The organism is Pseudoxanthomonas sp. 68-E7, from assembly GCF_057773145.1.
The window spans coordinates 27500-41560 of the sequence record NZ_JBYMTI010000004.1; the positions used below are offsets into that span (position 1 = coordinate 27500).

Genomic DNA, 14061 nt, shown 5'->3' on the forward strand with positions numbered 1-14061 from the left:
TACCGGCCTGGTGGATCGCGAGTCAACGGCTCGTGAATCCGCGACTCGTGAAACAGGGACGCGTCGCGTCCCTCAGCGGCTCATGGAGTAGGGGCGCGCCTCGCGCCCCCATTGGCGGTTCGGCTCCGCCTGCATCGTGAAGCGCAGCTCGCCGCCGGCGAGGATTTCGGCATGCTCCAGGTAGGCGCGGTCCAGCGGTTTGCCGTCGAGGGTCGCGCCGCCGATGTAGGGATGCGCCTCGTCCAGGCCCTCGGCGATCACGGTGAAGCGCTTGCCGTTGGGCAGGTTGAGCGTGGCGCGCGGCAGGAACGGCCGCCCGATCACGTACTGGTTGCTGGCCGGCGCGACCGGATAGAAGCCCAGCGCGGTGAATACGTACCAGGCCGACATCTGGCCGAGATCGTCGTTGCCGGCCAGTCCATCCGGACGCGGCGCATATTGGCTCGCCATGATCGCGCCCAGTCGCGCCTGCGTGCGCCAGGGCTGGCCGGCATGCGCGTACAGGTAGGCGACGTGGTGGCTGGGCTCGTTGCCGTGCGCGTACCAGCCGATCAGGCCGGTGATGTCTTCCATGTGGGCGAAGATCTTCGGATCGACCTTGGCGTCGAACACCGCATCCAGTCGCGCCAGCAGCTGGTCTTCGCCGCCGTGCGCCCGCGCCAGCCCGGCCACGTCCTGGGGCACGTACCAGGAGTACTGCCAGGCATTGCCCTCGGTGTAGTCGGTCCCGTAACCGCTGGCGGCGGGATCGAAGGGCTCGCGGAACGCGCCGTTGCGCTTGCGCGCGCGCATGAAGCCGGTGGCCGGATCGAACGCGTGTTTCCAGTTGGCCGCGCGCCGACTGAACTCGGTCGCGACGTCCTTGCGGCCCATCGCTTCGGCCATCCGCGCGATGGTCCAGTCGTCGAACGCGTATTCGAGTGTCTTGGAAGCCGCCTCGCCTTCCTCGTCGATCGGCACGTAGCCCAGCTCGCGGTACTGGGCGATCCCGTCATAGGGACCGTAGCTGGCGCTGGCGACCATCGCCTCCAGTGCCTCGTTGGCGTCGTAGCCGCGGATGCCCTTCATGTAGGCGTCGGCGATCACCGGCACCGCGTGGTAGCCGATCATGCACCAGGTCTCCTGGCCGTGGAACGCCCACACCGGCAGCACGCCGTAGGGACTGTGCCGGCGCGCGGCCAGCAGCGACTGCACGAAATCGTTGCTGCGTTGCTCCGGCTGCACCAGGGTGAGCAGCGGATGCAGCGCGCGATAGGTGTCCCACAGCGAGAACGTCGAATAGTGGGTGAAGCCCTTGGCCTGGTGCACCGCGTTGTCCGGACCGCGATAGCGGCCGTCGCTGTCCATGAACAGGGTCGGGCCCAGCAGCGCGTGGTACAGCGCGGTGTAGAAACTGCGGCGCTGCGGTTGCGGCGCGTCCACGTCGATTGCGCCGAGCGCCTGCGTCCACAGCCGGCGCGCGTCGGCGCGCGCGCCGTCGAAATCCCAGCCGGGCACTTCGGCGTCGAGGTTGGCGATGGCGTTGTCCTCGCTGACCGGCGAAATCGCGACCTTGACCAGCAGCGGCCCCTGCGCGTCGGCGAAATCGAAGGCGGCCACGATCTGGCGTCCTTCGATCTGCGCGCGCTGGCGGGGATCCTTTTCACCCGGTGGCGGAAAGCCCTTGTAGGCCACGTCCTGCTCGGTGTCGTGCAGTTGCCGGCCCTGGATCGGGCGCGAGAACCGCAGCGCGAAGTACAGCTGCCGTCCCGGCGCCCAGCCACGGGTTTCGCGAAAACCGGTGACGGTGCCATCCGGTCGCAGGCGCAGCCGCGACCACAGCACCTTGCCCGGATAGTCGTACAGGCTGGTGCGCAGATCGATCAGCACGTGGGCGGGTTTCCCGCGTGGAAAGGTATAGCGGTGCACGCCGACCCGCGCGGTGGCGGTAAGTTCGGCGCGCACCCCGTAGTCGTCCAGGGTCACCGCGTAGTAGCCGGGCTGCGCGGTCTCGCCGTCGTGGCTGAAGCGCGAGGTGTAGCCGCTGCCGGGCTGATCGGGGTTGCCGCGTTCCAGTTTCACTTCGCCGCTGATCGGCATCAGCAGCACGTCGCCCAGATCCGAATGGCCGGTGCCGGAGAAATGGGTGTGCGAGAAACCGACGATGGTGTGGTCGTCGTGGCGATAGCCGGCGGCCCAGCCGTAGGCATCCTTACGCGGCTGGATGCGGGTATCGGGGCTCAGCTGGACCATGCCGAAGGGGACGGTCGCGCCGGGATAGGTATGTCCCTCGCCGCCGGTGCCGATAAAGGGATCCACGTCGGCGAAGGCGCGCTCGCCCGCGGCCGGGGAGGGGGTGTCCGACCTCGCCGCCGCCGCCGGCAGCATCATCAGTCCCAGGCAGATCGCGCTGGCCGCGCGTGTCCACATCGTCCGCATGCCGCGTCCTCGTGATGGAGAGGGCGCGAACGTAGCATGCCGGGCGGGACACGCCCGGAACCGCGTCACGCCGCGCCTTCGCGTCGCAATAGTTCGCGCTTGCGATCCACGCCCCAGCGGTAGCCGGACAGCGCGCCGTCGCTGCGGACCACGCGGTGGCAGGGAATGGCCACCGCCAGATGGTTGGCGCCGCAGGCCTGCGCGACCGCCCGCACCGCGCGCGGCATGCCGATGCGCTGGGCGATCTCCGCATAGCTGGCGGTGCTGCCCGGCGGAATCTGCCGCAATGCCTGCCACACCCGCTCCTGGAAGGCGGTGCCGCGCACGTCCAGCGGCAGGTCCAGGCCGATGCCGGGTGCTTCGACGAAACCGACCACACGCGCCACCCAATCCTCGAAGCCGGCGTCGCCGCCGATCAGGTGGGCGCGCGGGAATTGATCCTGCAGGTCCCGCACCAGCGCTTCCGGATCCTCGCCCAGCAGGATCGCGCAGACGCCGCGCTCGCTGCGCGCGACCAGGATCGCGCCGAGCGAGCACTGGCCGATGGCGAACCGGATCTCGGCGTTCGCGCCGCCGGCGCGCCAGTCCTTCGGGCGCATGCCCAGGCGCTGGTTGGAGGTTTCGTAGAAGCGGCTGTTGGATCCGAAGCCAGCGTCGAAGATCGCGTCGGTGATCGAGGCGCCACCTTCCAGGCCCTCGCGCATGCGGCGCGCGCGCTGCGCCAGCGCGTAGGCCTTGGGGGTCACGCCGGTCACCGACTTGAACACGCGGTGGAAATGGTAGGGGCTCATGCCGGCGGCTTCGGCCAGCTGCGCCAGCGGCGCTTCTTCCTCGGCGTTCTCCAGTTGCCGGCAGGCGCGGGCGACAAGGTCGGCGTGATGGCGGGCCAGCGCCGTGCGATCGGCGGCGGCGCGGCGGCTGGGCCGGTACCCGGCCGCCTCGGCAGCCTCCGGGGTGTCGAAGAACTCCACGTTCTCAGGACGCGGCAGGCGCGAGGGGCTGCCCGGATGGCACCAGACACCGGTGGTCTTCACCGCGTAGACGAAACGGCCGTCGGCGGCCGGGTCGCGGGCGCGCAATGCGGCCCAGCGGGGATCGTCCTGGATGGCGGTGGCAGCGACCGTCGGGCGCCGGCGGGAAGAAATGGGTGTGTTCATGGCGAATGGGCGTGTCGTGGGGACGACGCCATCTTGGTTCCCGCCAGCCTAGCCGACACTCCGCGCCTTGCGATCAAATTCGTGCGCGGTGGGGGTATTCGCGCGTCGTTTGGCAATCCGCAAACGTCGGAACGTATTCACGCATGGCGCACTGCGACCCCCGGCAAGCCAAAGACCGACCCGAACCCGGACACCGTCCCTTCCCCCGCTCGCGGGGGAAGGTTGGGATGGGGGCCGCTCGCAGCGGACGCAGCAGTGGCGTTTCGCCCCCACCCCGGCCCTCCCCCGCAAGCGGGGGAGGGGGCCGTATCCATGCGTCGTTGTGCAATCCGCCAACGTTGGACCATCCGCCCACCGCGACCGCAAGCCAAAGGCGGCCCGACCCCGGACACCGCCCCTTCCCCCGCTCGCGGGGGAAGGTTGGGATGGGGGCCACTCGCAGCGGACACGGCAGTGCCGTTTCGCCCCCACCCCGGCCCTCCCCCGCACGCGGGGGAGGGGGTCGTATCGGTGCGTCGTTGTGCAATCCGCCAACGTTGGAACATCCGCGCACGGCGCACCGCCCCGCAAGCCAAAGGCGGCCGACTCCGGACGCCGCCCCTTCCCCCGCTCGCGGGGGAAGGTTGGGATGGGGGGCGCTCGCAGCGGACACGGCAGCGCCGTTCGCCCCCACCCCAGCCCTCCCCCGCACGCGGGGGAGGGGGCCGTATCGGTGCGTCGTTGTGCAATCCGCCAACGTTGGACCATCCGCCCACCGCGACCGCAAGCCAAAGACGCCCCGACCCCGGACACCGCCCCTTCCCCCGCTTGCGGGGGAAGGTTGGGATGGGGGCCGCTCGCAGCGGACAGGGCAGCGCCGATTCACCCACACCCGGATCTCTCCCACGAACGGGCTTCACAGGTTCTCCGGGCGGAAGGCCCGTCGGCGGCTGAGGGTGCGCCCGGAAATCATGAACTCGCCGTTGCCGCGGTAGTGGACGGTTTCCGGCAGGCGCGGCGAGGCGGCGACATGCGCGGCCACCACCTCCCAGATGAACAGGTGGTAGGCATCGGTCTGGCGCTGTTCGTACAGGCGGCACTCGAAATTGGCATGGCACTCGCGGATCAGCGGCGCGCCCACCTTGCTGGCGCGGCCGGCGGTGAGTCCGAAGCGTTCGAACTTGTCCACCTGCGCGCCGCTGCAGTTGCCGATGCCGACCACCACGTCCAGCAGGTCCGAGCCGGGCAGGTTGATCACGCATTCGCGGCTGCGCCGGACCAGCCCGTAGGTATGGTTGCCGCGCCAGAGATAGCAGGCGAACAGCGCCGGCTCGAAGCCCATCATCATGTGCCAGCCCAGGGTCATGATGTTGCGCTGGCCGGCATGGGCCGAACTGACCAGCACCACCGGGCCGGGTTCGAGGAAGCGGCGGATGTCGTCCAGCGGATAGGCGCGTTTGCGGCGTGTCTTCATTCGCATGTGCCGGCGGAACCTGCGCCTGGATTCCAGCATGCCGCCGTGCACGCGCGATGAAGGCAGGCGGTTCAGTTGCCCGGCAGCTGCGCCAGGAACGCCTCCAGCGCGGGCGAACGCCTCCGGTTCAGCAGCTCCAGCCGATACAGGCGACGGCTCAGCGCGGCCTGTCCGTCCAGCGACAGCGTGCGCACCCGGCGCATCGCGATCAGATCCTCCACCACCACCGAGGGCAGGATGGCGACGCCGGCGCCGGCGGCCACCGCGCGGGCGATCGCCTCGTTGCTGCCTATTTCCACCTGGTGCTTCGGGGTGATGCCGTGCGCCTGCAGCAGGCGCTCGGCCACCCGGCGCGTGCCCGAGCCTTCCTCGCGCAGCAGCCAGGTCTGTTCGCTCAGGCTGGCGGCCGAGGCCAGCCGGTTGCCGCTGGCACCCAGATCGTCCGGGGCGATCACCACCAGCGCCTCTTCGCGCCAGACCCGCCGATCAATGCGCGGATCGTCCACCGGCCCTTCCACGAATGCCGCGTCCACCGTGCAGTCGATGATGGCCTGGGCGATCTGGGCGGTGTTGGCGACCATCACCTGGGTGCGGATGTCCGGATGCCGGCGGGCATAGCCGGCCACGTGCACCGGTAGCCAGTAGCCGGCCACCGTGGTGCTGGCGCCGATCCGCAGCTCGCCCTTGCGCAGGCCGACCCGTTCGCGAATGTCCTCCAGCGCGATCCGCTCCATCGCGAAGATGCCGCGCGCGTGCTCGTACAGCGCCTGTCCGCCTTCGGTCAGGCGAATGCCGCGCATGCCGCGCGCGCCGCCGGGGGCACGGTCGATCAGCGGCAGGTCGAGCTGGTGTTCCAGCTCGCGGACCGCCTTGGAGACCGCCGATTGGGTGATGAACATCGTCTCGGCTGCGCGCGAGAAGCCCTGCTGCTCGACCACGCTGACGAACACCCGCAGCAGATGGAGGTTAAGTGAATGAGGATTATTCATGCATGAGGGAATTATATGCATTGGACTCATTCCAAGGGCGGGACTAAGGTGCCGTCCGTCGGCGGATTTGTCCCGCCCTTGTCTCCCGTCAGTCCTCCGGTTTCCCGATGTCCAGCCAATCGATGTCCTCCGTGTCCGTCCCTCCGCATCGCCAGTCCGGCTGGTGGCTGGGGCTTGGCCTGGCCGCGCTGCTGGCGGCGGCGGGACTGTGGATGGCCAGCCTGCCGACCGTGCAGGGCTGGGGAATCAGCGCCCTGACCGCCGCGATCCTGCTGGGCATCGTCGCCGGCAACACCGTGTTCCCGCGCATCGCCGCGCGCACGGCCCCGGGCGTGGATTTCGCCAAGAGCACCCTGCTGCGCCTGGGCATCGTGCTGTACGGCTTCCGCGTGACCGTGCAGGACATTGCCCAGGTCGGCATGGCCGGGCTGGTGATCGACGTGATCGTCGTGGCCTCGGTATTCCTGCTGGCGGTGTGGCTGGGCACGCGCCTGTTCAAGCTGGATCGCGAAACCTCGATGCTGATTGGCGCGGGCAGCGCGATCTGCGGCGCGGCGGCGGTGATGGCGGCCGAGCCGGTGGTGAAGGCGCAGGCGCACAAGGTGGCGGTCGCGGTGGCCACGGTGGTGGTGTTCGGCACCGTGGGCATGTTCCTGTATCCGGCGCTGTATCCGCACCTGGGCATCGATGCGCACGCCTATGGCGTGTATGCCGGTTCCACCATCCACGAAGTCGCGCAGGTCGTGGTCGCCGGCAAGGCGGTCAGCGAGACCGCCGCCTCGGTGGCGGTGATCGAGAAGATGATCCGGGTGATGCTGCTGGCGCCGTTCCTGCTGATCCTGTCCGCGCGCCTCGGCGCGGAAGCCGGCACCGATGCCGGCGGCGCGCGGCCGAAGCTGATGATCCCGTGGTTCGCGGTGATGTTCATCGTGGTCAGCCTGTTCAACTCGCTGCACCTGCTGCCGACGCAGTGGGTGTCGGTGATCGTCCAGCTGGACACCGTCCTGCTGGCGACCGCGATGGCCGCCCTGGGCCTGCGCACCCACGCCGGCGCGATTCGCCAGGCCGGCGTGAAGCCGCTGCTGCTGGCACTGAGCCTGTTCGCGTTCCTGTTGCTGGGCGGCGGTGCGATCAACTGGCTGGTGATGCGCCTGTTCGGCTGACGTTCCCGCCGCGCGTGCCGGTGGCCTGATCCGCTGCGACGCTTCCGGCACCTCCCGCATCCAGGAGGAAGTGGGCCGTCCGAGGGGACGGTCCGTTTCTTTCCGCGCCGCTGCAACCTTTCGGCTTCGGCCCGCATCGAAACCGGATGCTGCCCGGGAAAGGGGCGCCACTGGATCGGGATACGCATGAGAACCCTGCCGTTGCTGTTCGCCGCATGGATGACCCTGTGGCAGATGTCGTCCACCGCCCTCGCGCCCGCGGGTGGTTCGGCCTCCACCGCCACCTCTTCCGCGAAGCCCGCGCCGATCGCGACGACGGCGGCGCCGGCGGGGCTGGAGGATTACCTGCACGAGAAGATGGCGCGCCGGCGCATCCCCGGCATGCAGGTCGCGGTGGTCCGCGATGGCCGCATCGTGTTTTCCGGCAGCTACGGCAAGGCCAACCTGCAGGACGACATCGCGGTGACCCCGGACACCGTGTTCTCGATCAACTCGGCGACCAAGACCTTCACCGGCGTGGCGATCCTGCAACTGGCGCAGGCCGGCAAGCTGTCGCTGGACGCGCCGGTGTCGCGCTACCTGGATGGCCTGCCGCCGGCCTGGCAGCCGATCACCGTCCGGCAATTGCTCAACCACACCTCCGGTTTGCCCGACATCCTGGTGCCGCCACGCGGGCAGGGCACCGGCGGGCTGGTGGGCGAGGGCGGCGAGGACGCGGCGTGGGACGCCGTGCGGAAACTGCCCATGGATTTCCCCACCGGGACGGCCTACCGCTACAACCAGACCAACTATGTGCTGCTGGGACGGATCATCGATTCGCTCGGCGGCATGCCGTTCACCCGCTTCATCGCCGAGCGCCAGTTCGCGCCGGCGGGCATGGTCCACGCGGGATTCGGCGATTCGCGCGACGTCACCCCGCACCGCGCGCAGCCGTATCGCTATGCGGGCGGCGCCACCGGTTCCAGCCCGGGCGCGCTTGAACACGCTTTCGACGAATTCCCGCGCATGCTGCGCACCGGCGCCGGCATCAACACCACCGCCACCGACGTCGCGAACTGGTTGATCGCCCTGCAGGGCGGTCGCCTGCTCGATGCCGGCAGCCTGCGCGAGCTGTGGGCGCCGGGCCGGTTCAACGATGGCCGCGCCACCTCCTGGGCGTCGGGCTGGCCGCGGATTGATCGCGAGGACCATCCGGCGGTGGCGGGCATCGGCGGTCGCCGTTCCGCGTTCTTCGTGTATCCGCAGGATCACCTGGCGGTGGTGGTGCTGACCAACCTGGCCGGCGCCAACCCGGAGGAGTTCATCGACGAAATCGCCGGCTTCTACGTGCCGGATCTGAGCGTGCAGAACGGCGGTGGATTGCCGCGCCGGGTCAAGGCGCTGCGGAGCGGGCTGATCGCGCGTGGCTGGGAGCAGGGCATGGCGGTGGTCGCCGATCTCAAGCGCAAGGATCCTGGCTACGCGCTGCGTGAGGACGATCTCAACGCGTGGGGCTATCGGCTGGTCCAGGATGGCCAGGTGAAGGAAGGCCTGGCGGTGCTGAAGCTCAATACGGATCTGTATCCGCGCAGCGGCAACACCTTCGACACGCTGGCCGAAGCCTATGCGATCAGTGGCGATCGCGAGGCGGCGATCCGCAACTACCGCCTCTCGCTGGAACGCGATCCCGGCAACCGCAATGCGGTCGACCAACTGCGCGCGCTGGGCGCGCCGGTCGCATCCGGAGCGCCACCCCGGCAATGAGCCGGCTTGCCCACTGGCGCGGACTGATATCCAATCGGTCCGTTGACCACGGGGAGCGGTACACATGCATGAGGGGCCCGCCGGTATGCTCGGCCGACGCACTTTCCTGGGAGCCGCGGTGGCCGGCGCGGCGCTCGCGGCGCTGCGTCCCTCGCCGCTGCGCGCGGCGGATCCGGCGCAATACGACCATCCGTGGATTCCGTCCGATGCGTTCCTCGCCGGATTGCCGGAATGGATGCGCGCCTTCGGCGTGCCGGGCCTGGGCATCGCGGTGGTCGAGGACGGCGAGGTTGCCTGGCATCGCGCCGTCGGCATCGCGGACACGTCGGCCGGCACGGCGGTGGACGCGGACAGCGTGTTCGAATGCGCCTCGCTGAGCAAACCGGTGTTCGCCTACATGGTCCTGCAACTGGTCGACGCCAACCTGCTGCGGCTCGACCAGACGCTGGCCCACTACCATCGCCCCGACTACCTGGCCAAGGACGATCCGCGCCTGGATCGGATCACGGTGCGCGATGTGCTGCGGCACAGCAGCGGCCTGCCGAACTGGCGCGAGCATCCGGATCGCGAACCGTTGCGGACGCTCGCCGAACCGGGCCAGGGCGTGAACTATTCGGGCGAGGCGTTCTACTGGCTGCAGCAGGTGGCGGAGACCGTCACCGGAGAAAGCCTGGATCAACTGGCCTGGCGGCACCTGTTCGAACCGGCCGGCATGCGGGCCAGCACCTACACCTGGAACGCGCACGCGGCGCGGCACTCGGTGATCGGCCAACCCGCACCGGGAACCACGCCGACCGTGCAGACCTTCCATCGGCAATGGTCGCTGCTGCAACCCCTCGCCGAGGCGCGCGGCAAGCCGCTGCGCGAATGGACCTGGGACGACGCGGTGCGCGCGCTGCCGCAGGCACGGGCGTCCGCGCCCGAGGGCATGTTCGTGTGGCCGGGCGATCTCCTGGCCAATGCCGCCGCCAGCCTGCGCGGGCCGGTGCAGGACTATGCGCGCTTCATCGCCCATGTCATGTCACGCCCATCGCGCGGTTCCTGGGAAATCAGCGAAACCACCCGCCAGGCCATGTTGGCGCCGCAGATGCCGTTGCGCGCGGGCTGGCTCGACAAGGGCCTGGGCTGGAACCTGGAAAGCATCGACGGACAGACGCGCTGGTTCTTCCATGGCGGCGCCAACGCCGGCCGCTACAAAACCTTCACGCTGGGCGATCCGCAGCGTCGCCGCGGACTGGTGGTGATGACCAACGGCGGTGGCGGCACCGGTGTCTACCAGCGCGTCGTCCGTGCCGCGACCGGGCGGGATCTGCTCGCGTTCGATCTCTGATTCCGGACCCGTTCCGGAAAAAAGCGCGGCAATCACCGCGCTGACGCGGTTCCGTCATCCGCGCCGCGTACTCTGCCGCCCGCTCAGGGGGCAGTCACACGATGAAATCACGCGGTTACCGGATCCTTCCCGTTCTGTTGGCGCTTGGCGCCTGCCAGCCGTCAGCGCCCGTGGCGGTGACGTCGGCACCCTCCGCGCAGGCATCCGCGCCCGCGGTGTCGCCGGATGGCGCCATCGACAACAGCGAGCTGCTGCGCCTGGCCGCACAGGCGTTGCAGGCGCAGCGCCTGTACGCGCCGGCGGGCGACAATGCGGTGGAGTTCTATCTGGCCGCGCGCGCCAGGCGGCCGGATGACATCGCCATCCGGGCGGCGTTGACCGAGCTCCAGCCGTATCTGCTGATCGCGACCGGACAGGCACTGGAGCGGCGCGATGGCATCGAGGCCGCGCGCCTGTTCGAACTGCTGCGTCGACTGGATCCGCAGGCGCCGGCCCTGCCGCGCCTGCAGGCAGGCCTGACGGCACTGCCGGCCGCACCGGAAACCGTACTGGCGCCACCCGCGATCCCGTTGCCCAACGCACCGGCCGCACCCGCCGTGTCGCCAGCGGCATCCGCGCAGCCGCCGCGCCCGTCCGGGATCGCGACGGCATCGCCGCCACCCACCACGCTGGAACGGCCCACGCCGGACGAAGTGGTGATGGCCCCGGTGTCCACTGCGACCGCATCGCCCCCGCCGGCACCGGCGCGTGCGGCCACGCCATCGGCGCCCCGCCTGCTGCAGGACGCGCAACCACGCTATCCGTTGCCGGCGCTGCGCAACCGGCTGGAAGGGGAAGTGGAGCTGGCGTTCGTGATTCGTCCCGATGGCAGCGTCGGCGATGTGCGCCTGACCGCGGCGCAGCCGCAGGGCGTGTTCGACGCGGCCGCGGTGGCGGTGGCATCGCGTTGGCGTTTCGAGGCCACCGGGCGCTCGCAGGCCTGGCAGCGCACCGTGCGGTTCCGGCTGCCACCGCAGTAGGTCGCTGGCACCGGTGCGGCGGTACGGCGACAATGGCGGCATGAACGACACCGTCACCGAACTGCTGGAAACCGTGGAACAGGAAACCGGCGCCGCGCCGGCCTGGTCCGTGCTGTGGCTGCATGGCCTGGGCGCCGATGGCCATGATTTCGCGCCGATCGTGCCCGAACTGGTGCGACCGGACTGGCCCGCGCTGCGCTTCGTGTTCCCGCATGCGCCGGTGCGCGCGGTGACCATCAACAACGGCGTGCGCATGCGCGCCTGGTACGACATCGTCGGGATGGACTTCGCCACCCGCGCGGACGCCGACGGCATCGAGGCATCGCTGGTCCAGGTCGATGCGCTGATCGCGCGCGAGCTCGCCCGCGGCATCGCGCCGGAGCGCCTGCTGCTGGCCGGCTTCTCCCAGGGCGGCGCGATCGCGCTGTCCGCGGCGCTGCGGCGCAAGCTGCCGCTGGCCGGGGTGATCGCATTGTCGACCTACCTGCCCGGCGCCGAGGCGGCCCACCGCCATCTCGACACGGCCGCGACGCGGCAACCGGTATTCATGGCGCACGGCATCGGCGACCCGGTGATTCCGCTGGTGCACGCCGAACGCAGCGCGCAGGCCCTGCAGGCCATGGGATTTGCCGTGGACTGGCACCGCTATCCGATGGCCCACCAGGTCTGCGCGGAGGAAATCCGCGATCTCGGTGACTGGATGTCGCGCGTTTTCGCGTTGTAACCGGAGAAACCGCGATTCTTCGCCATGGATGACGTCCGCAACGACGGGGGCTAACATCGGTGGAGACGTCCCTGGCGTTCGAACGAGAGGAACCTCGTGCCGTGAAGGTAGTCATTGCCGACGACGAACCGCTGGCCCGCGAGCGCCTGCGCGCGCTGCTGGCTGAACAGCCCGGCGTGGAAGTGGTGGCCGAGGCCGAGAACGGGGTGGAAGCCCTGCAGGCCTGCGCCGAGCACAGGCCCGACGTGGTGCTGCTGGACATCGCCATGCCCGGCGTCGACGGACTGGAAACCGCGCGTCACCTGGCGGCATTCGATCCGCGTCCGGCGGTGGTGTTCTGCACCGCCTACGACGCGCACGCGTTGTCGGCCTTCGAGGCCGCCGCGATCGACTATCTGATGAAACCGATCCGCGCCGAGCGCCTGTCCGCGGCGCTGGAGCGCGCGCGGATGTTCGTGGCCGGCCGGGCCAATGGCAACGGCCACGACCCGCAGGCCGGGCCCGCCCGCCAGGTCCGCACCCATTTGTGCGCGCGCATGCGCGGCAGCCTGCGGCTGATCCCGATCGAGGAGGTCCACTACCTCCAGGCCGAGGAGAAGTACGTGGTGGTGCACCACGCGCGCGGCGAGGATCTGATCGAGGAATCGCTGAAGTCGCTGGAAGAGGAATTCGGCGACCGCTTCGTGCGCATCCATCGCAACTGCCTGGTGGCACGGCACGAACTGGTGGAACTCAAGCGCGCCGGCGACGGCCATGTCCAGGCCATCCTGCGCCACGGCAAGGCGCCGCTGGAAGTCAGCCGCCGCTGCGTGGCCGGCCTGCGCGAGACCGTGCGCCACCTCTGACGCCCCGGCCGTGCCCGCCGGCGCGAGGTGCGGGATAATGCGCGGATGAAACTCCGCATCGCCACCCGCAAGAGCCCGCTCGCCCTCTGGCAGAGCGAACACGTCGCCGAACGCCTGCGCGCCGCCCACCCGGACCTGGAGGTGGAACTGGTGCCGATGAGCACCCGCGGTGACGAGGTGCTGGATCGTTCACTGGCCGCCATCGGCGGCAAGGGCCTGTTCCTCAAGGAACTGGAAGTGGCGATGCTGCGCGACGAGGCCGATTGCGCGGTGCACTCGCTGAAGGACGTGCCGATGGATCTGGAGCCGCCGTTCGCGCTGGCCGCGATCCTGGCGCGCGCCGACGCGGCCGACGCCTTCGTGTCCAACCGCTACGAGGATCTGGACGCGTTGCCGCAGGGCGCGATCGTCGGCACCTCGTCGTTGCGCCGACAGGCGCAGCTGCGCGCGCGCCGCCCGGATCTGCAGCTGCGCGATCTGCGCGGCAACGTCAACACGCGGCTGGCGAAACTGGACGCCGGCGAATACGACGCCATCGTGCTCGCCTGCGCCGGACTGCAACGGCTGGGTTTCGACGCGCGCATCCGCGCGCGCCTGCTGCCGCCGGAATGGTTGCCCGCACCCGCGCAGGGCGCGGTGGCGGTGGAATGCCGTGCCGGCGATGCCGCGACCATCGCGCTGTTCGCCGCGCTGGATGATGCCGACACCCGTTGCTGCGTGGAGGCCGAGCGGGCGATGAACCGCGCCCTGCACGGCAGTTGCCATGTGCCGGTGGCGGCTTTCGCCACACTGTCGGCCGATGGCGCGGAACTGCATCTGCATGGCCTGGTGGGGTCGGCGCAGGATGGCCGGGCGGTGCGCGCGGACGGCAGCGGATCGTCGCGGTTTCCGGAAGAACTGGGCAAGGCCGTCGCCGCCGAACTGCTGGCGCATGGCGCGGGCGAACTGCTCGACGCCGCGCTGGCCTGAAAGCAAATCCCCCTCGGTCCCCCTTTTGCAAAGGGGGAGGCAAAAAGCAGCCGGCCCCTTTTCAAAAGGGGAAGCAGGGAAGCAGTTAGCCCCCTTGGAAAAAGGGGGCGGGCACCCGCGCCAGCGGGTGACGGGGGATTTGCGCGCTGGAGTGGGGAAAGCAGGCGCGCCCGGCGTGGCGCCAGCCTGAAAAGCCAATCCCCCTCGGTCCCCCTTTTGCAAAGGGGGAGGCAAAAAGCAGCCGGCCCTTT

General features: G+C 69.9%; 11 protein-coding genes. 7 read left to right on the forward strand and 4 right to left on the reverse strand.

Going from position 1 to position 14061, the window contains the following annotated elements; translation table 11 throughout:
• Window positions 1-72: 72 nt before the first annotated feature.
• The 4 genes from AC3DE2_RS10945 to AC3DE2_RS10960 form a co-directional block, all read right to left on the reverse strand.
• Window positions 73-2367 (reverse strand): GH92 family glycosyl hydrolase, encoded by a 2295-nt coding sequence (locus AC3DE2_RS10945; protein WP_488426497.1) that lies wholly within the window; start codon window positions 2365-2367, stop codon window positions 73-75.
• Between the two features lie 116 nt (window positions 2368-2483).
• Window positions 2484-3575: a bifunctional DNA-binding transcriptional regulator/O6-methylguanine-DNA methyltransferase Ada gene (gene ada, locus AC3DE2_RS10950; RefSeq protein ID WP_488426178.1), complete on the reverse strand. Its 1092-nt coding sequence runs from the start codon at window positions 3573-3575 to the stop codon at window positions 2484-2486.
• 895 nt (window positions 3576-4470) lie between these two features.
• Window positions 4471-5028 carry a flavin reductase family protein gene (locus tag AC3DE2_RS10955; RefSeq protein ID WP_488426179.1) on the reverse strand — a complete coding sequence of 186 codons (558 nt, stop codon included), beginning with the start codon at window positions 5026-5028 and terminating at the stop codon, window positions 4471-4473.
• Window positions 5029-5099: 71 nt separating this feature from the next.
• Entirely contained in the window at window positions 5100-6017 is a 918-nt protein-coding gene (locus AC3DE2_RS10960; RefSeq protein WP_488426180.1) for a LysR substrate-binding domain-containing protein, read from the reverse strand.
• Window positions 6018-6124: 107 nt separating this feature from the next.
• Between AC3DE2_RS10960 and AC3DE2_RS10965 the strand changes: the two genes are divergently transcribed.
• The 7 genes from AC3DE2_RS10965 to hemC all read left to right on the forward strand — a co-directional run bounded on the left by AC3DE2_RS10965 (window position 6125) and on the right by hemC (window position 13810).
• Window positions 6125-7180 carry a YeiH family protein gene (locus AC3DE2_RS10965; RefSeq protein ID WP_488426181.1) on the forward strand — a complete coding sequence of 352 codons (1056 nt, stop codon included), beginning with the start codon at window positions 6125-6127 and terminating at the stop codon, window positions 7178-7180.
• Between the two features lie 186 nt (window positions 7181-7366).
• Window positions 7367-8923 carry a serine hydrolase gene (locus tag AC3DE2_RS10970; RefSeq protein ID WP_488426182.1) on the forward strand — a complete coding sequence of 519 codons (1557 nt, stop codon included), beginning with the start codon at window positions 7367-7369 and terminating at the stop codon, window positions 8921-8923.
• Between the two features lie 85 nt (window positions 8924-9008).
• Window positions 9009-10253 (forward strand): serine hydrolase domain-containing protein, encoded by a 1245-nt coding sequence (locus AC3DE2_RS10975; RefSeq protein ID WP_488426183.1) that lies wholly within the window; start codon window positions 9009-9011, stop codon window positions 10251-10253.
• A 101-nt stretch (window positions 10254-10354) separates the two neighbouring features.
• Entirely contained in the window at window positions 10355-11272 is a 918-nt protein-coding gene (locus tag AC3DE2_RS10980) for an energy transducer TonB (RefSeq protein ID WP_488426184.1), read from the forward strand.
• A 40-nt stretch (window positions 11273-11312) separates the two neighbouring features.
• Window positions 11313-11996 (forward strand): alpha/beta hydrolase, encoded by a 684-nt coding sequence (locus tag AC3DE2_RS10985; protein WP_295376066.1) that lies wholly within the window; start codon window positions 11313-11315, stop codon window positions 11994-11996.
• 101 nt (window positions 11997-12097) lie between these two features.
• Window positions 12098-12841, forward strand: a complete 744-nt coding sequence (locus AC3DE2_RS10990; protein ID WP_295376068.1) for a LytR/AlgR family response regulator transcription factor — start codon at window positions 12098-12100, stop codon at window positions 12839-12841.
• Window positions 12842-12886: 45 nt separating this feature from the next.
• A complete protein-coding gene (gene hemC, locus AC3DE2_RS10995) occupies window positions 12887-13810 on the forward strand; it encodes a hydroxymethylbilane synthase (protein ID WP_488426186.1) in 924 nt (307 codons plus the stop codon).
• Window positions 13811-14061: the final 251 nt, after the last annotated feature.

What these genes read in the sequence shown, in the direction of transcription:
- AC3DE2_RS10960 (WP_488426180.1), bottom strand. Translation starts at nt 6,017, where the DNA reads ATGAATAATCCTCATTCACTTAACCTCCATCTGCTGCGGGTGTTCGTC.
- AC3DE2_RS10945 (WP_488426497.1), bottom strand. Translation starts at nt 2,367, where the DNA reads ATGCTGCCGGCGGCGGCGGCGAGGTCGGACACCCCCTCCCCGGCCGCG.
- AC3DE2_RS10955 (WP_488426179.1), bottom strand. Translation starts at nt 5,028, where the DNA reads ATGAAGACACGCCGCAAACGCGCCTATCCGCTGGACGACATCCGCCGC.
- AC3DE2_RS10980 (WP_488426184.1), top strand. Translation starts at nt 10,355, where the DNA reads ATGAAATCACGCGGTTACCGGATCCTTCCCGTTCTGTTGGCGCTTGGC.
- AC3DE2_RS10965 (WP_488426181.1), top strand. Translation starts at nt 6,125, where the DNA reads ATGTCCAGCCAATCGATGTCCTCCGTGTCCGTCCCTCCGCATCGCCAG.
- ada (WP_488426178.1), bottom strand. Translation starts at nt 3,575, where the DNA reads ATGAACACACCCATTTCTTCCCGCCGGCGCCCGACGGTCGCTGCCACC.
- hemC (WP_488426186.1), top strand. Translation starts at nt 12,887, where the DNA reads ATGAAACTCCGCATCGCCACCCGCAAGAGCCCGCTCGCCCTCTGGCAG.
- AC3DE2_RS10985 (WP_295376066.1), top strand. Translation starts at nt 11,313, where the DNA reads ATGAACGACACCGTCACCGAACTGCTGGAAACCGTGGAACAGGAAACC.
- AC3DE2_RS10970 (WP_488426182.1), top strand. Translation starts at nt 7,367, where the DNA reads ATGAGAACCCTGCCGTTGCTGTTCGCCGCATGGATGACCCTGTGGCAG.
- AC3DE2_RS10975 (WP_488426183.1), top strand. Translation starts at nt 9,009, where the DNA reads ATGCTCGGCCGACGCACTTTCCTGGGAGCCGCGGTGGCCGGCGCGGCG.